This is a genomic window from Oceaniovalibus guishaninsula JLT2003, assembly GCF_000299575.1.
Classification (GTDB): Bacteria; Pseudomonadota; Alphaproteobacteria; order Rhodobacterales; family Rhodobacteraceae; genus Palleronia; species Palleronia guishaninsula.
Map to the genome: position 1 here is coordinate 12110 of NZ_AMGO01000006.1, position 22555 is coordinate 34664.

24 protein-coding genes are annotated in these 22555 nt (G+C 64.9%); 15 read left to right on the plus strand and 9 right to left on the minus strand.

Translation table 11 applies throughout. The features are described from left to right. The first annotated feature begins 37 nt into the window (after window positions 1–37). Window positions 38–2044: a methylmalonyl-CoA mutase family protein gene (locus OCGS_RS01030; RefSeq protein ID WP_052026096.1), complete on the plus strand. Its 2007-nt coding sequence runs from the start codon at window positions 38–40 to the stop codon at window positions 2042–2044. Window positions 2045–2132: 88 nt separating this feature from the next. Further along, window positions 2133–2441: an H-NS histone family protein gene (locus OCGS_RS01035; protein ID WP_007425352.1), complete on the plus strand. Its 309-nt coding sequence runs from the start codon at window positions 2133–2135 to the stop codon at window positions 2439–2441. Window positions 2442–2461: 20 nt separating this feature from the next. On the opposite strand, the gene OCGS_RS01040 is transcribed toward OCGS_RS01035, so the two are convergent. The 9 genes from OCGS_RS01040 to OCGS_RS01080 form a co-directional block, all read right to left on the minus strand. Beyond that, window positions 2462–3241 (minus strand): succinate dehydrogenase iron-sulfur subunit, encoded by a 780-nt coding sequence (locus OCGS_RS01040; RefSeq protein WP_007425353.1) that lies wholly within the window; start codon window positions 3239–3241, stop codon window positions 2462–2464. Between the two features lie 93 nt (window positions 3242–3334). After that, on the minus strand, window positions 3335–3661 hold the full coding sequence (locus OCGS_RS01045) for a hypothetical protein (RefSeq protein WP_052026097.1): 327 nt from the start codon (window positions 3659–3661) through the stop codon (window positions 3335–3337). A 28-nt stretch (window positions 3662–3689) separates the two neighbouring features. Next, complete coding sequence (gene sdhA / locus OCGS_RS01050) at window positions 3690–5492, minus strand: succinate dehydrogenase flavoprotein subunit (RefSeq protein ID WP_007425354.1); 1803 nt, start codon at window positions 5490–5492, stop codon at window positions 3690–3692. Between the two features lie 12 nt (window positions 5493–5504). After that, window positions 5505–5876 (minus strand): succinate dehydrogenase, hydrophobic membrane anchor protein, encoded by a 372-nt coding sequence (gene sdhD / locus OCGS_RS01055; protein WP_007425355.1) that lies wholly within the window; start codon window positions 5874–5876, stop codon window positions 5505–5507. A 10-nt stretch (window positions 5877–5886) separates the two neighbouring features. Then, window positions 5887–6270: a succinate dehydrogenase, cytochrome b556 subunit gene (sdhC, locus tag OCGS_RS01060; RefSeq protein WP_007425356.1), complete on the minus strand. Its 384-nt coding sequence runs from the start codon at window positions 6268–6270 to the stop codon at window positions 5887–5889. A gap of 283 nt (window positions 6271–6553) precedes the next feature. Next, entirely contained in the window at window positions 6554–7582 is a 1029-nt protein-coding gene (locus OCGS_RS01065) for a MaoC family dehydratase (RefSeq protein ID WP_007425358.1), read from the minus strand. Further along, window positions 7583–7789 (minus strand): DUF1737 domain-containing protein, encoded by a 207-nt coding sequence (locus OCGS_RS01070; RefSeq protein WP_007425359.1) that lies wholly within the window; start codon window positions 7787–7789, stop codon window positions 7583–7585. After that, window positions 7786–8355: an NnrU family protein gene (locus OCGS_RS01075; RefSeq protein ID WP_007425360.1), complete on the minus strand. Its 570-nt coding sequence runs from the start codon at window positions 8353–8355 to the stop codon at window positions 7786–7788. Before OCGS_RS01075 ends, OCGS_RS01070 begins: the two co-directional genes overlap by 4 nt. After that, window positions 8352–9233: an HpcH/HpaI aldolase/citrate lyase family protein gene (locus OCGS_RS01080; RefSeq protein WP_007425361.1), complete on the minus strand. Its 882-nt coding sequence runs from the start codon at window positions 9231–9233 to the stop codon at window positions 8352–8354. Before OCGS_RS01080 ends, OCGS_RS01075 begins: the two co-directional genes overlap by 4 nt. Before the next feature lie 210 nt (window positions 9234–9443). Between OCGS_RS01080 and OCGS_RS01085 the strand changes: the two genes are divergently transcribed. The 13 genes from OCGS_RS01085 to OCGS_RS01140 all read left to right on the plus strand — a co-directional run bounded on the left by OCGS_RS01085 (window position 9444) and on the right by OCGS_RS01140 (window position 22544). After that, window positions 9444–10460, plus strand: a complete 1017-nt coding sequence (locus OCGS_RS01085; protein ID WP_007425362.1) for a PRC-barrel domain-containing protein — start codon at window positions 9444–9446, stop codon at window positions 10458–10460. 129 nt (window positions 10461–10589) lie between these two features. Then, window positions 10590–11552, plus strand: a complete 963-nt coding sequence (gene mdh, locus OCGS_RS01090) for a malate dehydrogenase (protein WP_007425363.1) — start codon at window positions 10590–10592, stop codon at window positions 11550–11552. Then, a complete protein-coding gene (locus tag OCGS_RS01095) occupies window positions 11549–12415 on the plus strand; it encodes a glycosyltransferase family protein (RefSeq protein WP_007425364.1) in 867 nt (288 codons plus the stop codon). The genes mdh and OCGS_RS01095 overlap by 4 nt, the downstream gene beginning before the upstream one ends. Continuing rightward, entirely contained in the window at window positions 12415–13302 is an 888-nt protein-coding gene (locus OCGS_RS01100) for a putative nucleotide-diphospho-sugar transferase (RefSeq protein WP_238538204.1), read from the plus strand. The genes OCGS_RS01095 and OCGS_RS01100 overlap by 1 nt, the downstream gene beginning before the upstream one ends. A gap of 139 nt (window positions 13303–13441) precedes the next feature. Continuing rightward, window positions 13442–14635 (plus strand): ADP-forming succinate--CoA ligase subunit beta, encoded by a 1194-nt coding sequence (gene sucC / locus OCGS_RS01105; protein WP_007425367.1) that lies wholly within the window; start codon window positions 13442–13444, stop codon window positions 14633–14635. 71 nt (window positions 14636–14706) lie between these two features. Beyond that, entirely contained in the window at window positions 14707–15168 is a 462-nt protein-coding gene (locus tag OCGS_RS14930) for a hypothetical protein (protein WP_156800928.1), read from the plus strand. Between the two features lie 20 nt (window positions 15169–15188). After that, a complete protein-coding gene (sucD, locus tag OCGS_RS01110) occupies window positions 15189–16070 on the plus strand; it encodes a succinate--CoA ligase subunit alpha (protein ID WP_007425369.1) in 882 nt (293 codons plus the stop codon). A gap of 71 nt (window positions 16071–16141) precedes the next feature. Beyond that, window positions 16142–16705 carry a DUF805 domain-containing protein gene (locus OCGS_RS01115; protein ID WP_007425370.1) on the plus strand — a complete coding sequence of 188 codons (564 nt, stop codon included), beginning with the start codon at window positions 16142–16144 and terminating at the stop codon, window positions 16703–16705. Continuing rightward, entirely contained in the window at window positions 16702–19656 is a 2955-nt protein-coding gene (locus OCGS_RS01120; RefSeq protein WP_007425371.1) for a 2-oxoglutarate dehydrogenase E1 component, read from the plus strand. The genes OCGS_RS01115 and OCGS_RS01120 overlap by 4 nt, the downstream gene beginning before the upstream one ends. Window positions 19657–19660: 4 nt before the next feature. Next, window positions 19661–21241: a 2-oxoglutarate dehydrogenase complex dihydrolipoyllysine-residue succinyltransferase gene (odhB, locus tag OCGS_RS01125; protein ID WP_007425372.1), complete on the plus strand. Its 1581-nt coding sequence runs from the start codon at window positions 19661–19663 to the stop codon at window positions 21239–21241. 3 nt (window positions 21242–21244) lie between these two features. Next, window positions 21245–21787 (plus strand): hypothetical protein, encoded by a 543-nt coding sequence (locus tag OCGS_RS01130; RefSeq protein WP_040610267.1) that lies wholly within the window; start codon window positions 21245–21247, stop codon window positions 21785–21787. A 21-nt stretch (window positions 21788–21808) separates the two neighbouring features. Next, window positions 21809–22120, plus strand: a complete 312-nt coding sequence (locus OCGS_RS01135; RefSeq protein ID WP_156800929.1) for a hypothetical protein — start codon at window positions 21809–21811, stop codon at window positions 22118–22120. A gap of 28 nt (window positions 22121–22148) precedes the next feature. Beyond that, window positions 22149–22544 (plus strand): MAPEG family protein, encoded by a 396-nt coding sequence (locus OCGS_RS01140; protein WP_040610289.1) that lies wholly within the window; start codon window positions 22149–22151, stop codon window positions 22542–22544. Window positions 22545–22555 lie beyond the last annotated feature (11 nt).

A 22555-nucleotide genomic window follows, 5' to 3' on the forward strand; every position in this document is an offset into this window, starting at 1 on the left:
GTAAATGCGCCGATGCCGGGGCGCGGCAGTTGACGGCATGGCGTGTGGGTCAATATGGCTTTGCCAACGCAATTCGACTGGCGAGGATCCGGTGACAGACAAACCCTGGTTGTTCCGGACATATGCCGGCCATTCATCCGCCACGGCGTCGAACGCGCTTTATCGCGGGAATCTCGCCAAAGGACAGACTGGCCTTTCGGTGGCTTTCGATCTGCCGACACAGACCGGATATGACAGCGATCACGTTCTGGCGCGGGGCGAGGTCGGCAAGGTCGGCGTTCCCGTCGCGCACCTGGGCGACATGCGGCTTTTGTTCGATTCCATTCCGCTTGAACGGATGAACACGTCGATGACGATCAACGCGACGGCGCCATGGCTGCTGGCGCTTTACGTCGCGGTGGCCGAGGAACAGGGTGCGCAGATCGGGCTGCTTCAGGGAACGGTGCAAAACGATCTGATCAAGGAATATCTGAGCCGCGGCACCTATATCTGCCCGCCTGCGCCCAGCTTGCGAATGATCACGGACGTGGCCGCCTGGACGCGGGCCGAAATGCCGCGCTGGAATCCGATGAATGTGTGCAGCTATCATCTGCAAGAAGCGGGTGCCACGCCGCAGCAGGAACTGGCCTATGCGCTGGCGACGGCGACCGCGGTGCTGGACGATCTGCGCGGCAAGGTGGATCCGGCGGATTTTCCGGAAATGGTCGGCCGCATTTCGTTCTTCGTGAATGCCGGCATCCGGTTCGTGACCGAGCTATGCAAGATGCGGGCCTTCACCGAATTATGGGATGAGATCTGCCGCGAGCGGTATGGCGTCGAGGACGAGAAGTATCGCCGGTTTCGTTACGGTGTGCAGGTCAATTCCCTGGGTCTGACCGAGCAACAACCCGAAAACAACGTCTACCGTATCCTGATCGAAATGCTGGCCGTCACCCTGTCGAAGAACGCCCGCGCCCGTGCCGTGCAATTGCCGGCCTGGAACGAAGCGCTTGGCCTGCCCCGACCCTGGGATCAGCAATGGTCCTTGCGTATGCAGCAGATTTTGGCTTACGAAACGGACCTGCTGGAATACGAGGATCTGTTCGACGGCAATCCGGCTATCGCGCGCAAGGTCGCCGAATTGATCGAGGGTGCAAAGGCCGAACTGGCGCAAATCGACGCCATGGGCGGGGCGGTCAATGCCATTGGCCACATGAAGGCGCGTCTTGTCGAAACGAATGCGCAGCGGATCGCGGCCATAGAACGCGGGGATACTGCGGTCATCGGCGTCAATCGCTATGTCGAGGGCGAGCCGTCGCCACTGGGCACGGGGCCTGATGCGATCATGATATCGGACCCCGCCGCCGAAGCCGATCAGATTGCCCGTCTTGCGGCTTGGCGCGAAAGCCGGGACGAGAATGCGGTATCGAAAGCATTGGCGGCCTTGCGCGAAGCTTGCCTTTCGGGGCGCAATATCATGCCGCCGTCGATAAAGGCGGCGCGGGCGGGGGCCACGACCGGGGAATGGGGCGATGTGGTGCGCGCCAGTTTCGGACAGTATCGCGGACCCACGGGCGTTTCGTCGTCGCCGTCGAACAGGGTCGAGGATCTGGACGCAATTCGCTCCAGGGTCGATGCGGTTTCAGTCGGCCTCGGCCGCAGGCTGGCTTTCATGATGGGAAAGCCGGGGCTGGACGGTCACTCGAACGGGGCCGAACAGATTGCCGCGCGGGCGCGGGATTGCGGAATGGCCATTTCCTATGAGGGGATTCGCCTGACCCCGGACGAAATTGTTGCGCGCGTCATCGAAGAACGGCCCCACGTGCTGGGATTGTCCATACTGTCGGGAAGCCATGTCGTTCTGGTCGAAGACATCATGTCCAGGTTGAACGACGTGAATGCAGATATTCCGGTGGTCGTCGGCGGCATCATTCCCGAAAAGGACGCCGCGCATCTTCGGTCCATCGGAGTGTCGCGCATCTATACGCCCAAGGATTTCAAGCTGAATACCATCATGGAAGATATCGTGACGCTGGCCGATCCGGTTACGGAACCTGCACAATAGACGATGACGGTCATTCATTTTGTTCTTGCAATTTACCGGCGTTCCGTCGTTTCTGCGATAATACGGAAACGAGAGGAGTAATCGCGCCATGGATCTTTCAAAGATGTCGCGTGACGAGTTGACAAAGCTCAGGACGGATGTGGACAAGGCATTGGCGGATTTCGACAATCGCAGGCGGGCGGAGGCACGGGCCGCTGCGGAAAAGGTGGCGCGCGAGCATGGTTTCGCGCTGGACGATCTGACGGGAAACACGGACAAGAAATCCGGCCGCAAATCGCCGGCGAAATACCGCAACCCCGAAGATCCGCGGCAAACCTGGACCGGGCGCGGACGTCAGCCCGGCTGGATCAAGGCCGCACTTGCGGACGGACGGCCTCTGTCGGATTTTACGATCTGAGATAGCAGGCGCGCTGCCGGTCAGACGGCGCGCTCTATCATCAACTTCTTGATTTCCATGATTGCCTTGGCGGGATTGAGCCCCTTCGGGCAAGTCCGCGCGCAATTCATGATCGTGTGGCACCGATAGAGCTTGAACGGGTCTTCCAGATCGTCCAGCCGCTCCGGTGTCGCCTCGTCCCGGCTGTCGACGATCCAGCGATAGGCATGCAGCAACGCCGCCGGTCCGAGATACTTGTCGCCGTTCCACCAATAGGACGGGCATGACGTCGAACAGCAGGCGCACATGACGCATTCATAGAGGCCGTCGAGTTTCTTGCGGTCGTCGATGGATTGACGCCATTCCTTTCGCGGTTCGTTCGTCGTGGTTTCCAGCCACGGCATGACCGAAGCGTGCTGCGCGTAGAAATGGGTCAGGTCGGGAATCAGATCCTTGACCACCGGCATATGCGGAAGGGGGTAGATGCGGATGTCGCCCTTCACCTCGTCCAGGCCGTAAATGCAGGCCAGCGTGTTGATGCCGTCGATATTCATTGCGCAGCTTCCGCAAATTCCTTCGCGGCAGGACCGGCGGAAAGTCAGCGTCGGGTCGATTTCGTTCTTGATTTTGATGAGGGCGTCCAGAACCATTGGTCCGCAGGAATCCATGTCGATGAAGTAGGTATCGACACGGGGATTTTCGCCGTCATCGGGATTCCAGCGATAGATATCCAGCTTGCGAAGGTTGGTTGCGCCCTCGGGTTTCGGCCAGGTCTTTCCCGTGCGGATTTTGCTGTTCTTGGGAAGCGTCAGTTGAACCATGTCATCCTCGTCTGGGATCGGGCGTCGGATCGGGCGACGCTGATGGTGATATAGTTTCGGCCGGAAGTTCCGGCCATGTCGCGGTTTGGGCGGTCATGCCGAATTCATCGCGTTTGCGCCCAGACAGCGACCGGTTTCGGGGCGCGAAGCTATTGAAATGACAGTCTGAATCGTGCTGGCGGTGGGGCCGGTGAGGGAGTCGGAGGCGAGGCCGACGAGTTCGTTGGTGGTGGCGTTGTCGATGATGCAATCGAGCGCGGGCTGGACGGGGAGGCCCGGAAACTGCCTTAGAATCACGGGGGTTATCACGCTGCGGGCGGCGTCGCGGGTCAGCGTGTCGCGCTGGTCGACAGAGCAGGCGGCCAGGGTCGAGAGGGCCGCGAGGGCCGTCGGAATTGCGTGAGAGTTCCGTAAGAACATCGTAAGACCCCGGCGCCCCCTTCTTGCGTCAGTAGACCCGCGCCTTGGGCTTGATCTTGTCGAGGTCGATGCCGCCCTCGTTATGGCCCAGAAGCGGGTTGAGATGCACCGGCCGATAGTCGAGCGTCACGCCGCCATTGACCCAGGCCAGCGTGTGCTTGCGCCAGTTTTCGTCGTCGCGGTCGGGATGGTCTTCCTGCGCATGGGCGCCCCGGCTTTCCTTGCGCGCCTCGGCGCTGACGACGGTGGCCAGCGCGTTGGGCATGAGATTGGTCAGCTCCAGCGTTTCCATCAGGTCCGAGTTCCAGATCAGGCTGCGATCGGTGACGCGGATGTCGTCCATCTTGCCGGCGATGGCGGTCATCTTCTCGACCCCTTCGGCCAGCGTCTTGTCGGTGCGGAAAACGGCGGCGTCGGCCTGCATGGTCTTTTGCATCTCGAGCCGCAATTCGGCGGTCGAAAGCGTTCCCTTGGCATGGCGCAACGTGTCGAAACGGTCGAAGGCGCCGTCCACGGATGCCTGGTTCAGCGTCGGGTTGGACGATCCGCGATCCACGACCTCGCCCGCCTTGATGGCGGCGGCGCGGCCGAACACCACAAGGTCGATCAGCGAGTTCGAGCCGAGGCGGTTGGCGCCGTGCACCGACGCGCACCCGGCCTCGCCCACGGCCATGAGGCCCGGAACGATGCGGTCGGGATCGTCTTCGGTGGGGTTCAGAACCTCGCCCCAGTAATTCGTGGGGATGCCGCCCATGTTGTAATGGACGGTCGGCAGAACCGGGATCGGTTCCTTGGTCACATCGACGCCGGCGAAGATGCGCGCGCTTTCGGAAATGCCGGGAAGACGCTCGGCCAGTGCCTCTTTCGGCAGATGGTTGAGGTTGAGGTGGATGTGGTCGCCGTTCTTGCCGACGCCCCTGCCTTCGCGGATTTCCAGCGTCATGCAGCGGCTGACGACATCGCGGCTGGCCAGATCCTTGTAGGTGGGGGCATAGCGTTCCATGAACCGCTCGCCTTCCGAATTGGTCAGGTAGCCGCCTTCGCCGCGCGCGCCTTCGGTGATGAGACAGCCGGCGCCGTAGATGCCGGTGGGGTGGAACTGGACGAATTCCATGTCCTGAAGCGGCAGGCCCGCCCGCGCCACCATGCCGCCGCCGTCGCCGGTGCAGGTATGGGCGCTGGTGGCCGAGAAGTAGGCCCGGCCATAGCCGCCGGTGGCCAGCACCGTCATCTTGGCATTGAAGACGTGCATCGTGCCGTCTTCGAGCGACCAGGCAACGACGCCCTGACAGACGCCGTCATCCGACATGATCAGGTCGATGGCGAAGTATTCGATGTGGAATTCGGCATGATGCTTGAGCGACTGGCCGTAAAGCGTATGCAGGATCGCGTGGCCGGTGCGGTCGGCGGCGGCGCAGGTGCGCTGGACCGGGGGGCCTTCGCCGAATTGCGTGGTGTGGCCGCCGAAGGGACGCTGATAGATCTTGCCGTCCTCGGTGCGCGAAAAGGGCACGCCGTAATGTTCGAGTTCATAGACGGCCTTGGGCGCCTCGCGGGCGAGGTATTCCATCGCGTCGGTATCGCCCAGCCAGTCGGACCCCTTCACGGTGTCGTACATGTGCCATTGCCAGTTGTCGGGGCCCATATTGCCCAGACTGGCCGCGATGCCGCCCTGCGCCGCGACCGTATGGCTGCGCGTCGGGAAGACCTTGGTGATGCAGGCGGTCCGAAGGCCCTGTTCGGCCAGACCCAGCGTCGCCCGCAGGCCCGACCCCCCTGCCCCCACGACGATCGCGTCATAGGTATGCGTGGTGTAATCATAGGCAGCCATTCGGATGCTCCTTCAAAGAACCAGGCGCACGACGGCGAAAAGCCCGGCGGCAATGGCGACGTAGGACAGGCAGATTGTGGCGATCAGCAGCGCCTGGCGCGTCATGCCGTCGCTGTAATCCTCGATCGCGGTCTGCACGCCGTTCTTGAAGTGCAGCCAGCTTGCCACGATGGTCAGCGCGGTCACGATGGCCGGGAACGGCGACGAGAAATAGGCGACGACGACCGGCCAGGGTTCGCCCAGCATCGGGCCGACGGTGAAGATGAAGATCGGGATCAGCACGACGAGCGCGGTCGAGCTGACGATCATGCCCCAGTAATGTTCGGTGCCCGACTTGGCCGAGCCGAGGCCGACGGCGCGCTTGCGGTCTGTCAGATAGGACATGCGACCTCCTTCAGATGACGATGGCGGTGACGATCGTCAGCAGGATCGACCCACCGACGACGCCCCAGCCCAGGATGTTGACCGTCTTGAGATCGAAGCCCGCGCCCGAATCCCAGTAGAGATGCCGCAGACCGGCCAGAAAGTGATACCAGAGCGCCCAGAGCGACAGGAACATCACCAGATCGCCGAACCACGACGTGAGAAAGGCATCGGCATTCGCGAACGCCTCGGGCCCGGTGGCGGCGGCGATCAGCCACCAGGTCAGCAGCAGCGCCCCGACGACCAGCCCGATCCCGGTGATGCGCGTCATGATCGAGGTGATCGAGTTGAGCTGCGGGCGGTAGATGCTGAGATGCGGGCTGAGCGGGCGATTGCCCCTGTTCACGTCTGCCATCACGGATCCTTCGTCTTACGGCACCCCCCGGCCGGGGCGCGATTGGGGGGAGTGATAAAGGTTTTTCCAGCGAAGTCACGCGGCTGCGACACTATGGGCGGTCGATCTGGCACGAAAAGGCCACGTTTTCGCGGAACGTGATCACAAAGTCCGGCAAGTCGGCCGCCGCCGAAGCGGCGGCCACGGGATGCGAGGGAACGCACGATCCGAACGATCCCTCTATGACCGGCGAAATCCCGCCGATCAAGTCCGAATATGCGTTTCGGGCCGCGTTCTTTTCAACCTAGGCGGGACAAAGCGCCCAATAGTCGAGATCGAGAAGGACGTGGCCCAGATAGCGGCCGTCCGCATCGCGCAGGTCGGTGCCGGGTTCCGTGGACGCGACCAGCCGCAGCCGGATCGCGCCAATGCCCGGCGCGTCGGTTGGCGCGGTATCCAGAACCTCGGACCAGGCGGTGACGGTATCGCTGGCATGGCAGGGATTGACGTGGGATCCGGCGTTCAGCCCCGCCAGCATCTGCGCGTTGGCCAGCCCGTTGAAGGACAGCGCGCGCGCCAGGCTGATGACATGGCCGCCATAGATCAGCCGGCGGCCGTCGGGGCGCGCGCGGGTGTCGAAATGCACCTTGGCGGTGTTCTGCCAAAGGCGGGTGGCCATCATGTGCTCGGCCTCCTCGACGGTGACGGCATCGACGTGGTCGATGATTTCGCCCTTGGTGTAGTCGCCCAAGGCATAGCGTTCGCCGGACGCGGCGAAGTCGTAGCGAGTGAAGTCCAGCCCCTCGGGCACGGTCAGGTCGCCCGGATCCAGGGCCGCGCGCAGGTCGGGCACATGCGTGTCGGGGGCCGCGGCGGCGGCGTCGCGCTTGCGCACCATCACCCAGCGCACATAGTCGAGGACCGGCGCGCCGTGCTGGCTGCGCCCGGTGGTGCGGACCCAGACGATGCCGGTCTGGCCGCTGGAGGTCTGCTTGAGGCCGATGACCTCGGACCGGGCGGACAGTGTGTCGCCGGGCCAGACGGGCGCCAGCCAGCGGCCTTCGGCATAGCCCAGATTGGCCACGGCGTTGAGGCTGATGTCGGGGACGGTCTTGCCGAAGACGGTATGAAACACGATCAGGTCGTCGAAGGGCGATGCGGGCAGGCCGCAACCCTGCGCGAAGGTGTCGGACGAATGCAGCGCGTGGCGCGCTGGATAGAGCGCGTGGTAAAGCGCGCGTTCGCCCGCCGTCAGGGTGCGCGGGACGGCGTGGTCGATGACCTCGCCCAGGCGGTAATCCTCGAAAAAGCGGCCGGGGCTCGTCTTGGACATCTATTGCGCCCCCAGCTTCATCGACGGATCATAGGGCGCGTCGATATCCTTCAGGACGGCCTGGGCGCAGCGCATCACGCCGTTATTGGCGTCGAACGCATAGGACGGGTCGCCGTGAAGCCGCCAGCCCTGCGCCAGCGCGGCAGTGACCTTGTGACAGAAGCGCGACGTGTCGTCTTCGGTCAGCAGACGGTAGAGCGTGGTCATGGACGAGCCCCCGGAAACGGCCACACACCCAGCCAGGTGTGGATGGTGGCGATGATGACATAAAGGACGGCGGCGATCACGGCCAGCCGCACGGTGCCCGCGGTCGTCCCGTTGGAATAGGGCACGTAATCCGTGACGCGGGCGTTGATCAGCGGAATTTCCACCAGCGCCCAGACCAGCAGGCCCCCGAACAGGATCAGCGAGGCCAGATCGCCGTTCACCAGCAGGTGCGACGCGGCCCAGACCGAAAAGCCGGTAAGCTGGGGATGGCGCAGCTTGGCGCGCAGGGGGGATTTGGAATGGCCCAGCCCGAACAGCGCGATGGCGAAATACATCGCAAGATCGGTGACATGCACGCCCCATTCGGGCGGATAGTAGACGGGGATGAAGTCGGCGCGACGATAGCCCAGCACCATCAGCACGACCGACACGACCAGCAGCAGCGCGAAGATGCCCTTCGACCCGTTGCCAAGCCGCATCTGCATGGCCTGCCGGGCGCCGGGCGCGACGCGCTTGAACAGATGCGTCGCCCACCAGAGCGCGACGCCGAGGACGAGAAGGGTCACGACGCGTTCCCTTCCGACAGACCGGCGCGGGCCAGCACACCGCGCGCAGCGGCGACGTGCAGGTTTTCGACGATGCGCCCGTCGACGACGGCGATGCCCTTGCGGTCACGCTCGGCCTCGGTCCAGGCGGCGATGTGGCGGCGGGCGAGTGCGATTTCGTCCTCGGAGGGGGAAAAGACCGCGTTGACCGGATCGACCTGTGCCGGATGGATCAGCGACTTGCCGTCCATGCCCAGATCGCGGCCCTGCGCCGATTCGGTCCGCAGCCCGTCTTCGTCCTTGAAGGCGTTATAGACGCCGTCGATGCAGGGGATGCCGCCGGCGCGGGCGGCCAGGACGCACAGTTGCAGCGCGGTCATCAGCGCCATGCGGTCCTGCCCCGGACGACAGCCGAGTTCGGCCGCCAGATCGTTTGTGCCGACGACGAAGCCGCCCATGCCCGGCGCATCGGCGATCGAGGCCGCGTTCAGGACGCCGCGCGCGGTTTCGATCATCGCCCATATGGCGACGCTCCCTGCCCCGTCGATCCCGTCCAGCCGCCGCGCCAGCGCCGCGATGTCGTCCGCGCCGTTCACCTTGGGCAGCAGGATGGCATCCGGCAGCGCGTCCGCCGGAAGCGACAGGATCGCATCCAGATCCGCATCCGCCCATTCGGTATCGGCGGCGTTGACGCGGACGAGGCGCATGGCGCGAAAGCCCCCCTGCGACAGGGCGGCGACGATGCCCTCGCGCCCGTCGGCCTTGGCATCCACCGCCACCGCGTCCTCAAGATCGAAGATCAGCGCATCGGCGTTCAGCCCGCGCGCCTTGTCCATCGCGCGGGGCTTGTCGCCCGGAATATAGAGGACCGAGCGCACGGCCCGCGCATCGTCGTTCATCTGACTTTCCCCCGGATAACCCGCGCCCTGCTTGTCACGAACGCCGGGCGAAGGGCAAGCCGGGTCGCGCGGGCGAAAGCAAGCGTTCCGGACGGGATAAGTTCCGGCGGGGGTGAAAGATATGGCGGGGAACCGGCGGCCCGGACCGGCTGTTTCCATCGGGATGAATGCGGCGTTAGTCCGGCCGCGATATGCAAGGGGAACCCCGACATGAAACATTTCCTGACAAGCACCGCGGCCGCGCTGGTGCTGACCACCGCGTCCTATGCGCAGGATGGCGGCGCATTCGTGGATTACACCTTCGATCAGGCGACGGATCTGTTCGCATCCGACCTGCTGGGCGCGCGCATCTATGCGACCGAGGCGGATGTCGGCGACATGGTCGAGCCGGGCGCCGAGACCGAATGGGACGACCTGGGCGAAATCAACGACATGATCCTGAGCCGCGACGGCGAGGTCCGCGCGGTGATCCTGGGCATCGGCGGATTCCTGGGTATCGGCGAGCGTGACGTGGCCGTGGACATGCGCAGCATCTCGATCGTGCGCGACGGACCGGATGCGACGGACTACTTCCTGGTCGTGAATGCCAACCGCGAGACAGTTGAAGGCGCAACCGAGTTTTCGCGCAACATGGCCGAGCAGGTGAATACCACCACCGGCATGGCGACGATGCAGCAGGACGGCACGGCGGTCGAGCCTGCGGCAGGCACTGTCGTGACCGACACGACCGCACCCGCGATGGATACCGAGGCCGATCCCGATGCGGTCGTGGTCGTCCCCGCCGAGGGCGAGACCGAGATGGCCGAACCAACCGCCGTCGCGCCGGACGGCAATTCGGAACTGGTCGTGACCGACGAGACCGCGATGACCGACACGCCGGCGATGCGCCCCGACCGCGCGATGCTGTCGGCCCCGATCATCGCGCGTGACGATTATGCGCAGGTCGGCGCGGGCGAGCTGACCGCCGACGATCTGGAAGGCGCGCGCGTCTATGGCGCCAACGACGAGGATGTGGGCGAAATCGACACCTTGATCCTGGGCGCCGACGGCCAGAGCGTCGAGGAGGTGGTGATCGACGTGGGCGGCTTCCTGGGCATCGGTGAAAAGCCCGTCGCGGTGACGCTGGACGAGCTGGCGATCATGCGGTCGGCCGACGGCACCGACCTGCGCGTCTATATCGACGCGACCGAGGAGCAGCTTGAGAATCAGCCCGATTACGTGCGCTGACGCCTGCGGGTTCTGCGGTGCGGCGGCCGTCCTTCGGGGCGGCCGTTCGCATGTGCGGACCCGGCCTTGCGCGGTCGGTCACGAGGTCGTAACCCTGCGCGCGACAATTGCCATGACCGGAGACATTCTATGGCCAGACCCAAGATCGCCCTTATCGGCGCCGGACAGATCGGCGGCACGCTTGCCCATCTGGCCGCCATCAAGGAACTGGGCGATGTCGTCCTGTTCGACATCGCGGACGGCACCCCGCAGGGCAAGGCGCTGGACATCGCGGAATCGGGCCCGTCCGAAAAGTTCGACGCGGCGCTGAGCGGCACGACAAGCTATGCCGACATCGCGGGCGCGGATGTGTGCATCGTCACCGCCGGCGTTCCGCGCAAGCCGGGGATGAGCCGTGACGACCTGCTGGGCATCAACCTGAAAGTTATGAAGTCAGTTGGCGAGGGCATCCGCGACAACGCCCCCGACGCCTTCGTCATCTGCATCACCAACCCGCTGGACGCGATGGTCTGGGCGCTGCGCGAGTTTTCGGGCCTGCCGCACAACAAGGTGGTCGGCATGGCGGGCGTTCTAGACAGCGCGCGGTTCCGGCACTTCCTGAGCCTGGAATTCGACGTGTCGATGCGCGATGTCACCGCCTTCGTGCTGGGCGGGCACGGCGACACGATGGTGCCGCTGACGCGCTATTCGACGGTGGCGGGCATCCCCCTGCCCGACCTGGTGCAGATGGGCTGGACCACGCAGGACAAGCTGGACGCGATCGTGCAGCGCACCCGCGACGGCGGCGCCGAGATCGTCGGCCTGCTGAAGACCGGCAGCGCCTTCTATGCGCCCGCGACCAGCGCGATCGAGATGGCGGAAAGCTATCTCAAGGACCAGCGGCGCCTGCTGCCCTGTGCCGCCTATTGCGACGGGGAGTTCGGGCTGAAAGGGATGTATGTCGGCGTGCCGACGATCATCGGCGCGAACGGGATCGAGAAGATCGTGGACATCAAGCTGACGCGCGACGAGCAGGCGATGTTCGACAAGTCGGTCGAGGCCGTGCGCGGTCTGGTCGAGGCCTGCAAGGGCATCGATTCCAGCCTGGCGTGAGCGCAACCCCGGCCGCGCGCGCGCCGCGCGGCTTCGTTCTGGCGTGCAGCGGCGCGGGGTATCTGCCCCTCGCCGTCCATACCGCGCGCAGCGTGGCGGCGACGCATCCCGATCTGCCGGTCGATCTGTTCACCGACGCCGTCTGCGACGATCCGGTCTTTGCCGCCGTGCATCCGCTGGAGCGGTCGTGGTTCCGCCCGAAATTCGAGGCGATGCGCCGGTCGCGGTTCGGGCGGACGATCTATCTGGATACCGACCTGCGCGTTCTGGCGCGGGTGGACGACGTGTTCGACCTGCTGGACCGGTTCGATCTGGCGGGCGCGCACGATGCCTGGCGCGCGTCGCCGCGCAACCTGACGGACCGGGGCGACGTTCCGGTGGCGTTTCCGCAGATCAATTCGGGCGTCTTGGCCTTGCGGCGCGACGAACGGGTGCATGCGCTGCTGGCGGCGGTCGAGGCGGAGTTGCTGGCGACGGGCGCGCGCAAGGACCAGCCGATCCTGCGGCGGCACCTGTGGGCGTCGGATCTGCGGCTGGCGGTGCTGCCCGAGGAATACAACCTGATGGCCTATCGCCATGCGGCGCAATGGTCCAACCGCAACGCGGCACCGCGGATCGTGCATAATTCACGGTTCAGCACGCTGGGCGACGCGGATCTGGCCGCGCTGACGGGGCGGCGGCTGGCGCGGCATATCGCAAGGCTGATCGCCAACGACCCGACGTTGCAGCCGGGGCAGCCGGGGCGGCCGGGCGCCACGTCGCGCCGGATCTTGCCGCTGGCGGATCGGGGCGTGGCGGGGGGCATCGCGCGCATTTATGACAAGCTGCGGCTGGCGGGCCGGCGCATGCGGAAGGGCGGATGATGGGCGACGACGAACGGGGAATCGTGCTGGCCGCGACGGGCGCGCGGTATACCGTCATCGCGCGGCGGGCGGCGCGCAGCGCGCGCAAGGCGATGCCCGGCACGCCCATCGACCTGTTCACCGATCAGGATCTGGACGATCCGGTCTTCGCGCGGATCCACCGGCTGGACGTGTCGCACCGGCGGCCGAAGTTCGAGGCGATGGAGCGGACGCGGTTCGCCCGCACGCTGATGATCGACGCCGACGTGCTGTTGCGGCATGACGTGTCCGAATTATTCGACGTGCTGGACCGTTACGACATCGCCGCGGTGCCGGGCATCAGCCGCGCGCCCGACCATCTGGGGGGCTATCCCGACCTGCCCCGTAGCGTGCCGGTCATCAATACCGGCGTCATGGCCTTTCGCGGCACCGGCGCGGTCCGGGCCTTCGCGCGGGACTGGCAGGCCGAGATGATCCGCACCGGGGCGAAGATGGACCAGCCCGCGTTCCGCAAGCTGATCTATGAAAGCGACCTGCGGTTCCTGGCGCTGGGGATCGAATACAACGTCATCTATCTGCAATTGCTGAACGTCTGGCGGCACACGATGGGGGGCGTGCGCGTTTTGCATGTGCGCGCGTTCCATACCGGCGATCCGGGCGATCCCGAGCAGCCGCTGGATCCGCGCCCGCATCTGTCGGTCTTGCAGCAGGACCACCTGGAGGCGCTGGACCGCGTGGACTGGACGCTGGGCGGCCAGAGGCGGTTCGTCCCGCCGCCCATCGCCGTCTATCGCGAGGCCTTTGCCAGACGCATCGGCACGGTGGAACATGCGGGCTTTCGCGCATGGAGCCTCTATCGCCGCCTGCTGGGCCGCGAGAAGGGCGGCGCGAAGGAGCGCGACGATTGAGTGATCACACCGGCCTGCCTGTGATCACAAGGGGCGGTATTCGGCAGGGATAAGCGCACAAGTGCATCTTTCCCCTTAAACATCGCGTTCTTTCGTGGCATGGCGGCACCCAACCGCATCTGGCAGAGGATCGTCGCCCGTGAACATCCATGAGTATCAGGCCAAGGGCCTTCTTCGTTCCTATGGTGCGCCGGTATCGGACGGGCGCGTCGTCACCCGCGCCGAGGAAGCCAAGACCGCGGCGGGCGAGCTGGACGGACCGCTTTGGGTGGTGAAGGCGCAGATCCATGCGGGCGGGCGCGGCAAGGGCCATTTCAAGGAAGCCGATAGCGGCGAGAAGGGCGGCGTGCGTCTGGCGAAATCGGTCGAGGAAGCCGCCGAGGAAGCGCGGCGGATGCTGGGCCGCACGCTGGTCACGCACCAGACCGGCCCGACCGGCAAGCAGGTCAACCGCATCTATATCGAGGACGGCAGCGGCATCGAGACCGAGATGTATCTGGCGCTGCTGGTGGACCGGCAGACCAGCCGCATCAGTTTCGTCTGCTCGACCGAGGGCGGCATGGACATCGAGGAAGTCGCGGCCTCGACCCCAGACCGCATCCTGTCGTTCAGCGTCGATCCGGCGACGGGATACCAGCCCTTCCACGGCCGTCGCGTCGCCTTCGCGCTGGGGCTGAAGGGCGGTCAGGTCAAGCAATGCGTGGGGCTTCTGGCCAACCTCTATCGCGCCTTCGTCGAGAAGGACATGGAGATGCTGGAGATCAACCCGCTGATCGTCACCGACAGCGGCGACCTGAAGGTGCTGGACGCCAAGGTCAGCTTCGACGGCAACGCCATCTATCGCCATGCCGACATCGCCGCCCTGCGCGACGAGACCGAGGAGGACGCCAAGGAACTGGCCGCGTCGAAATACGACCTGAACTATATCGCGCTGGACGGCGAAATCGGCTGCATGGTCAACGGCGCGGGTCTGGCCATGGCGACGATGGACATCATCAAGCTGTACGGATCCGAGCCTGCCAACTTCCTCGACGTGGGCGGCGGCGCGACGAAAGAGAAGGTGACGGAAGCCTTCAAGATCATCACCAGCGATCCGCAGGTGAAGGGCATTTTGGTCAACATCTTCGGCGGCATCATGCGCTGCGATGTGATCGCCGAGGGCGTCATCGCCGCGGTCAAGGAAGTCGGGCTGAAAGTGCCGCTGGTCGTGCGTCTGGAAGGCACGAACGTGGAGAAGGGCAAGGAAATCATCCGCAACAGCGACCTCGACGTGATCGCGGCGGACGACCTGAAGGACGGGGCGGAGAAGATCGTGAAGGCGGTGCGGGGGTAATGTGCGCGGCGGCCGCCACCAAGGTGGGATTTGCAATTGCCGCTCTGGCTTCTTTGATCGGATGTGCCGCGATGGACGATTCGACGTTTGCGGAACGGCAGGAGCTTGCAAATACTTCTGTCTTTCTTGCGACGCCGAAGTCGGCGGGCAGCACGTTAACGACTGCATTCAAAAGGTTCTGCCTTGACGGGCAACAGGATTCGGGCAGTCGCGCCGCTCGGCTGCGGGAAGCGGGGTATGTACCGGATGGCGGATGGCGGAAAGGTTTTCGGGCTTTCGTCACCAATGACACTCGCCCCGCAGTCTGGATTTCGCGTGAGGACCGGCTGTGTGCGGTTCGTGCGCGGGCCCAGACCGGTCAGGCCGCCGCTATACGGAAATCGATCGCTTCATGGTTTCCGAACGCCCGCTTGCTTGCATCTGGAGGTGCAAGGGAGATTTGGCAAGTCGGGCCGGGCGAGGGCATCGCAACCCACCGCGCTCCATTCGGCCCCCATTTAAACGAGATCACGCTGGCGCGGATCCAGCTCTAACGATCAATAAGGAAACGTTCATGGCCATTCTCGTAGACGAAAACACCAAAGTCATCTGTCAGGGCTTCACCGGCTCGCAGGGGACGTTCCATTCCGAGCAGGCCATCGCCTATGGCACCAAGATGGTCGGCGGGGTGACGCCGGGCAAGGGCGGGCAGACGCATCTGGACCTGCCGGTCTTCGACAGTTGCCACGAGGCGGTGGAAAAGACCGGCGCCAATGCCAGCGTCATCTATGTGCCGCCCCCCTTCGCGGCCGATTCGATCCTGGAAGCCATCGACGCGAAGATCCCGCTGGTGATCTGCATCACCGAAGGCATCCCGGTGCTGGACATGATGAAGGTCAAGCGCGCGCTGGACGGGTCGGGCACCATCCTGATCGGGCCGAACTGCCCCGGCGTCATCACCCCCGACGCCTGCAAGATCGGCATCATGCCGGGCCACATCCACAAGCGCGGCAGCGTCGGCGTGGTCAGCCGCTCGGGGACGCTGACCTACGAGGCGGTCAAGCAGACGACCGATGTGGGGCTGGGGCAATCCACTTGCGTCGGCATCGGCGGCGACCCGATCAAGGGGACCGAGCATATCGACGTGCTGGAATGGTTCCTGGGCGACGACAAGACGCACAGCATCATCATGATTGGCGAGATCGGCGGCTCGGCCGAGGAGGAAGCGGCGCAGTTCCTCAAGGACGAGGCCAAGCGCGGCCGCAAGAAGCCGGTCGCGGGCTTCATCGCGGGCCGCACCGCCCCGCCGGGCCGCCGCATGGGCCATGCGGGCGCCATCGTGGCGGGCGGCAAGGGCGACGCGGAAAGCAAGATCGAGGCGATGAAATCCGCCGGCATTACCGTCGCCGACAGCCCCGCCGGGCTGGGCGAGGCGGTTCTGAAGGCCATCGGCTGAACCGACGTGGCAGGGCGGCCGGTGCCGCCTTGCCGTTCCGGGGGCGGGCCCCATCTGAGACCTGTGCATCCATGACCTTCGCCGCCGCCATAAAGACCTGCCTGCGCAAATACGCGACCTTCAGCGGTCGCGCGCCGCGTTCGGAATTCTGGTGGTTCGTGCTGTTCGCGTTCCTGTGCAGCGTCGCGGCGGGCATCCTCGATACCGCGCTGTTCACGCCCGATCACGGCAAGGAAGTGTTCCGGTCGGTGCAGCCGGGCGATCCGACGACCATCGTGGTCGATACCGGCAGGAATGACGGGCCGCTGTCGCTGACGGTCAGCCTGGCGCTGCTGGTGCCGCATCTGGCGGCGGGCTGGCGGCGGATGCACGATACCGGCCGGTCGGGCCTGCGTCTTCTCTATCCGCTGATCGTCATGGCCGGGATGCTGATGTTCATCGGCCTCGTCGCCGGGTTCGAGCCGCTGCTGGCCGGCGACACCGCGGCCGTGTTCGCGGGCGGCGTCGGCATCGTCATGGCCATGGCGATGTTCGTCTTCCTGATCTCCCCCCTGCTGGTGCTTTGGTGGCTGACCAATCCCAGCCAGCCGGGCCCCAATTCCTACGGTCCCAATCCTCACGAGGTTACGTCATGACCGACCAGTCGCCCAACGACCAGTTCCGCAGCTCCAGCTTCATGCAGGGGCACAACGCCGAATATCTCGACCGGCTTTATGCGCGCTATGCCGACGATCCAAACGCCGTCGACGAAAGCTGGCGCGCCTTCTTCCGCGAGATGGGGGATGCGGGTGCCGCCAGGGCCGAGGCCGAGGGGCCGTCATGGGCGCGCGGCGACTGGCCGCCGATGCCGGGCGGCGAGCTGACCGCCGCGCTGACGGGCGAATGGGCGGCCGAGGCCAGGCCCGAGAAGATCGCCGAGAAGATCGCGGGCAAGGCCGCGACCGTGGGCGCGGAATACACCAAGGAGCAGTTGCGCCAGGCGGTGCTGGATTCGGTGCGTGCGCTGATGATCATCCGCGCCTATCGCATCCGCGGGCATCTGGTGGCCGATCTCGATCCGCTGGGGATGCGCGACGTGAAGCCCCACCCCGAGCTCGATCCGGCGAGCTATGGGTTCACCGCCGCCGACATGGACCGCCCGATCTTCATCGACAACGTGCTGGGGCTGGAGGTGGCGTCGCTGAACGAGATCCTGGCCATCGTCCAGCGCACCTATTGCGGCACGTTCGCGTTGCAGTTCATGCACATCTCGGACCCCGAGGAAGCGGGCTGGCTGAAGGAGCGGATCGAGGGGCTGGGCAAGGAGATCGCCTTCACCCAACGCGGACGGCGCGCCATCCTGAACAAGCTGGTCGAGGCCGAGGGCTTCGAGAAGTTCCTGCATGTCAAATACATGGGCACCAAGCGGTTCGGTCTGGACGGCGGCGAATCGCTGATCCCGGCGATGGAGCAGATCATCAAGCGCGGCGGCGCGCTGGGTGTCGAGGAAATCGTCATCGGCATGCCGCATCGCGGCCGGCTCTCGGTGCTGGCCAACGTCATGGGCAAGCCCTATCGCGCGATCTTCAACGAGTTTCAGGGCGGCAGCTTCAAGCCCGAGGACGTGGACGGGTCGGGCGACGTGAAATATCACCTCGGCGCGTCCAGCGACCGGGAATTCGACGACAACACCGTGCACCTGTCGCTGACCGCAAATCCGTCGCACCTGGAAGCGGTGAACCCGGTCGTTCTGGGCAAGGCGCGCGCCAAGCAGGATCAGATCGGCAACGACGACCGCACGAGGGTTCTGCCGGTGCTGCTGCACGGCGACGCGGCCTTTGCGGGACAAGGCGTGGTGGCGGAGTGCTTCGGGCTGTCGGGGCTGCGCGGCTATCGCACGGCGGGCACCATCCATATCGTCGTGAACAACCAGATCGGGTTTACGACCGCGCCGGCCTTTTCGCGGTCAAGCCCCTATCCGACCGACATCGCGCTGATGGTCGAGGCGCCGATCTTCCACGTCAACGGCGACGATCCCGAAGCGGTCGTGCATGCCGCGCGGGTGGCGACCGAGTTCCGGCAGAAGTTCAAGAAGGATGTCGTGATCGACATCATCTGCTATCGCCGCTTCGGTCACAACGAGGGGGACGAGCCGATGTTCACGAACCCCGCGATGTACGAGAAGATCAAGAAGCAGAAGACGACGCTAACGCTTTATACCGAACGGCTGATCCGCGACGGGCTGATCCCCGAGGGCGAGATCGACGATGCCAAGGCCAAGTTCCAGGCCCATCTGAACGAGGAGTTCGAAGCCGGCAGGGAATTCCGCCCCAACAAGGCGGACTGGCTGGACGGGCGCTGGTCGGGGCTGAACCGGCAGGGCGAGAAGTATCAGCGCGGCAAGACCGCCATCAAACCCGAGACGATGGAGGCGATCGGCAAGGCGCTGACGCGGACGCCAGACGGCTTCAACACGCACAAGACCATCGACCGGCTGCTGGACGCCAAGAGGCATATGTTCGAGAGCGGGGCCGGCTTCGACTGGGCCACGGCCGAGGCGCTGGCCTTCGGATCGCTGCTGCTGGAAGGGTATCCGGTGCGGCTGTCGGGGCAGGATTCGGGACGCGGCACGTTCAGCCAGCGCCATTCCGCGCTGGTCGATCAGAAGACCGAGGATCGGTATTACCCGCTCAACAACATCCGCGAGGGGCAGGCGCATTACGAGGTCATCGATTCGATGCTGTCGGAATACGCCGTGCTGGGCTTCGAATACGGCTATTCGCTGGCCGAGCCCAATGCGCTGACGCTGTGGGAAGCGCAGTTCGGCGATTTCGCCAACGGCGCGCAGATCATGTTCGACCAGTTCATCAGTTCGGGCGAATCGAAGTGGCTGCGGATGTCGGGCCTCGTCTGTCTTCTGCCGCACGGTTATGAAGGCCAGGGGCCGGAACATTCCAGCGCGCGGCTGGAACGGTTCCTGACGATGTGCGGGCAGGACAACTGGATCGTCGCCAACTGCACGACGCCGGCCAACTATTTCCACATCCTGCGCCGGCAACTGCATCGCAGCTATCGCAAGCCGCTGATACTGATGACGCCCAAATCGCTGCTGCGGCACAAGCTGGCCGTCAGCAAGACCGAGGATTTCGTCACCGGATCGTCGTTCCACCGGATCCTGTGGGACGACGCGCAATACGGCACGTCGGACCTGACACTGAAGGCGGACGACAAGATCAAGCGCGTGGTGCTGTGTTCGGGCAAGGTCTATTACGACCTGCTGGAGGAACGCGACGCGCAGGGGCTGGACGACGTGTATCTGCTGCGGGTCGAGCAGTTCCATCCCTTCCCGGCGCATTCGCTGGTCAAGGAGCTTCAGCGTTTCAAGGCGGCCAAGTTCATCTGGTGTCAGGAAGAACCGAAGAACCAGGGCGGCTGGAACTTCATGGAACCCAACCTGGAATGGGTCCTGACCCGCATCAAGGCCGACCGCAAACGGCCCGTCTATGCCGGCCGGCCCGCCTCGGCGTCGCCCGCGACCGGCCTTGCAAGCCAACACAAGGCACAACAAGCCGCGCTGGTGAATGCCGCGCTGGGAATCGAAGGATAAGACCATGACCGACGTGCGCGTGCCCACCCTGGGCGAATCCGTGACCGAGGCGACGATCGCCACCTGGTTCAAGAAGCCCGGCGACAGCGTCGCGGTGGACGAGATGCTGTGCGAGCTTGAGACCGACAAGGTGACGGTCGAGGTGCCGAGCCCGGTATCGGGAAAGTTGAGCGAGATCGTCGCGCAGGAGGGCGAGACGGTCGGCGTCGATGCCCTGCTGGCCACCATCGCCGAAGAGGGCAATGCCGGCCCCGAGGAGGTGACGCCGAAGGTCGGCAAGGGCGCCGACACGGCGGCCGAATCGTCGGGCGGCTATTCGGGCGCCGACAATACCGGCAAGCCCGCGCCCGATGACGGCGATGCGGGCGGCGCCGGGGCTGGCGGCGACGATGTCGATGTCATGGTGCCGACCTTGGGCGAATCCGTTACCGAGGCGACGGTGGCGACCTGGTTCAAGAAGGAAGGCGACCGGGTCGAGGCGGACGAGATGCTGTGCGAGCTTGAGACCGACAAGGTCAGCGTCGAGGTGCCCGCCCCCGTCGCCGGCACGCTGGGCAAGATCCTGCGCCAGGAGGGCGAAACCGTCGAGGCCGGCGGCAAGCTGGCGGTGATGAACCGCGGTGCGAGTGCCGGTGCCGGGGGCGTGTCGGCCGCGCCGGACGCCAGGCCCGAGGCCGGAACGGCCGACCGCCGCGACGGCGCGGATGTCGAGGACGCGCCGAGCGCGAAAAAGCTGATGGCCGAGAAGGGTGTGGACCGCGACGCCGTCACCGCCACCGGCAAGGACGGCCGGGTGATGAAGGAGGACGTCATGCGCGCGGGTTCCGCGCCCAAGGCCGAGGCGCCCGCGCAGGCGCCCCGCGCGCCGGTATCGTCCGACGATGCCGCGCGCGAGGAGCGGGTGAAGATGACCCGCCTGCGCCAGACCATCGCCCGCCGCCTGAAGGACGCGCAGAACACCGCCGCGATGCTGACCACCTATAACGAGGTGGATATGACCAGCATCATGGAATTGCGTAACGAATACAAGGAACTGTTCGCCAAGAAGCATGGCGTCAAGCTGGGCTTCATGTCGTTCTTCACCAAGGCGTGCTGTCATGCGCTGCAAGAGGTGCCCGAGGTCAATGCCGAGATCGACGGCACCGATGTCGTCTACAAGCGCTTCGTGCATATGGGGATTGCCGTCGGCACGCCCACGGGGCTTGTGGTGCCGGTGGTGCGCGACGCCGACGCGCTGAGCTTTGCCGCCATCGAGAAGGCGATCAACGCGCTGGGCGAGAAGGCCCGCGACGGCAAGCTGAGTATGGCCGACATGCAGGGCGGGACGTTCACCATCTCGAACGGGGGCGTCTATGGCAGCCTGATGTCCTCGCCCATCCTGAACCCGCCGCAATCGGGCATCCTCGGGATGCACAAGATCCAGGAGCGCCCCATGGTCATCGGCGGCAAGATCGAGATCCGGCCGATGATGTATCTCGCGCTCAGCTACGATCACCGCATCGTGGACGGCAAGGGCGCGGTGACGTTCCTCGTCCGGGTGAAGGAAGCGCTGGAGGACCCGCGGCGGTTATTGATGGATTTGTAGGACGTGATCGAACAAACGGTCAATGTGACGAAGGCGTGGCCACGGTTCTTCCTAACCGTGGCCCTCGGGGTCATAGTATTCTCAACATCGGATTATCATAAGATCATTGTCGCGCCATTGGACGAGATGGCGACGGAGATCGGCACCGGCGAGACATTTGCGGTGATGACGTTTCTAATCACCTCTGTCGTTTTTCTTGCGGTAGCTTTCGCCGTGGGTCTTCTCGTTACAAGTTTCGTGTCATGCGTGATAAGCCTATCCCTGCGAGGCGGTGGTGGTGAAACTGCGGCCATCTCGAAGGTCGATGGTGTTGGAAGAGAGTACCTGATACTCCGTTTTCAAGATGCCAAATTCGGTGTCGAGGCATACTATTCGATTATCACGGCTATAGCGTTACGCAGTTTGCTTGCCCTGCAGCAGAAGGATGGCCAGCTAGCTTCTGATGCGAAGCTTCCGTCCGCGTGCGCCATCTTGATAGCAGCTATAATTGGCGTACCAACGATTATGTATTTGAGATTAGTTTGGGGCGAAATGCGCAAGCTATAGGCCCTTTTGCGAGAACCTGCCGTGCTACGATACCCGATTGCCCTGTCCATACTGCTCGCCGCCTGCGCGCCCGTGGGGCGCGAGCCGGGGGTGGCGGTGCGTCATTTCGCTTCGACCGAGCCGTTCGGGCGTGGGGGGCGGTGGCATATCTTCTTGTTCGAGCCTGCGGCGCCCCGGTCGCTGGAGACGCGGATGGCGCTGGCGCAGGACGGACTTGAGCGGGGCTGCCGATGGCTGAACGCCCCGCGCGACGAGATCGAGGCCCGGACGCGCGCGCAAGGCGACCGCTATGCGGCCACGGTGCTGGCCGCCCCGCTGATCTGCGAGACCTGATCCCCTTCATATTGGAAACCTCATGCCCATGACCCCCGAACTGATCGTCCTCGTGCTGGCCGCGCTGCTGCAATGCGTGCAGTTCGTGAGCTTCGCCATTCCCGCCAACATCCAGATCGGGTCGGCCTATCTGATGTCGGCGCGCGACCGGCCGCCGTCGCGCGATCTGGACGAGCGGACGGCGCGGCTGAAGCGCGCTTTCGACAACCATTTCGAGGGGCTGATCCTGTTCGGCATCGCGGCTGTCGTCATCGCCGTCACCGGCCAGTCATCGGGCCTTACCGGCTTCTTCGCCTGGGTGTATCTGATCGCGCGTGTCGTCTATGTGCCGGCCTATGCGCTGGGCTGGAACCCCGGACGCACGTTGATCTGGGCGGCGGGGTTCCTTTCCACGGTGGCGCTGCTGGTCTTGGCCTTGATCTGACGCTGGCCTAT

Excerpts from the sequence above, each read along its gene's own strand:
- OCGS_RS01030 (WP_052026096.1), top strand. The coding sequence starts at position 38 with ATGGCGTGTGGGTCAATATGGCTTTGCCAACGCAATTCGACTGGCGAG.
- OCGS_RS01035 (WP_007425352.1), top strand. The coding sequence starts at position 2,133 with ATGGATCTTTCAAAGATGTCGCGTGACGAGTTGACAAAGCTCAGGACG.
- OCGS_RS01040 (WP_007425353.1), bottom strand. The coding sequence starts at position 3,241 with ATGGTTCAACTGACGCTTCCCAAGAACAGCAAAATCCGCACGGGAAAG.
- OCGS_RS01045 (WP_052026097.1), bottom strand. The coding sequence starts at position 3,661 with ATGTTCTTACGGAACTCTCACGCAATTCCGACGGCCCTCGCGGCCCTC.
- sdhA (WP_007425354.1), bottom strand. The coding sequence starts at position 5,492 with ATGGCTGCCTATGATTACACCACGCATACCTATGACGCGATCGTCGTG.
- sdhD (WP_007425355.1), bottom strand. The coding sequence starts at position 5,876 with ATGTCCTATCTGACAGACCGCAAGCGCGCCGTCGGCCTCGGCTCGGCC.
- sdhC (WP_007425356.1), bottom strand. The coding sequence starts at position 6,270 with ATGGCAGACGTGAACAGGGGCAATCGCCCGCTCAGCCCGCATCTCAGC.
- OCGS_RS01065 (WP_007425358.1), bottom strand. The coding sequence starts at position 7,582 with ATGTCCAAGACGAGCCCCGGCCGCTTTTTCGAGGATTACCGCCTGGGC.
- OCGS_RS01070 (WP_007425359.1), bottom strand. The coding sequence starts at position 7,789 with ATGACCACGCTCTACCGTCTGCTGACCGAAGACGACACGTCGCGCTTC.
- OCGS_RS01080 (WP_007425361.1), bottom strand. The coding sequence starts at position 9,233 with ATGAACGACGATGCGCGGGCCGTGCGCTCGGTCCTCTATATTCCGGGC.
- OCGS_RS01085 (WP_007425362.1), top strand. The coding sequence starts at position 9,444 with ATGAAACATTTCCTGACAAGCACCGCGGCCGCGCTGGTGCTGACCACC.
- mdh (WP_007425363.1), top strand. The coding sequence starts at position 10,590 with ATGGCCAGACCCAAGATCGCCCTTATCGGCGCCGGACAGATCGGCGGC.
- OCGS_RS01100 (WP_238538204.1), top strand. The coding sequence starts at position 12,415 with ATGGGCGACGACGAACGGGGAATCGTGCTGGCCGCGACGGGCGCGCGG.
- OCGS_RS14930 (WP_156800928.1), top strand. The coding sequence starts at position 14,707 with ATGGACGATTCGACGTTTGCGGAACGGCAGGAGCTTGCAAATACTTCT.
- sucD (WP_007425369.1), top strand. The coding sequence starts at position 15,189 with ATGGCCATTCTCGTAGACGAAAACACCAAAGTCATCTGTCAGGGCTTC.
- OCGS_RS01115 (WP_007425370.1), top strand. The coding sequence starts at position 16,142 with ATGACCTTCGCCGCCGCCATAAAGACCTGCCTGCGCAAATACGCGACC.
- OCGS_RS01120 (WP_007425371.1), top strand. The coding sequence starts at position 16,702 with ATGACCGACCAGTCGCCCAACGACCAGTTCCGCAGCTCCAGCTTCATG.
- odhB (WP_007425372.1), top strand. The coding sequence starts at position 19,661 with ATGACCGACGTGCGCGTGCCCACCCTGGGCGAATCCGTGACCGAGGCG.
- OCGS_RS01140 (WP_040610289.1), top strand. The coding sequence starts at position 22,149 with ATGACCCCCGAACTGATCGTCCTCGTGCTGGCCGCGCTGCTGCAATGC.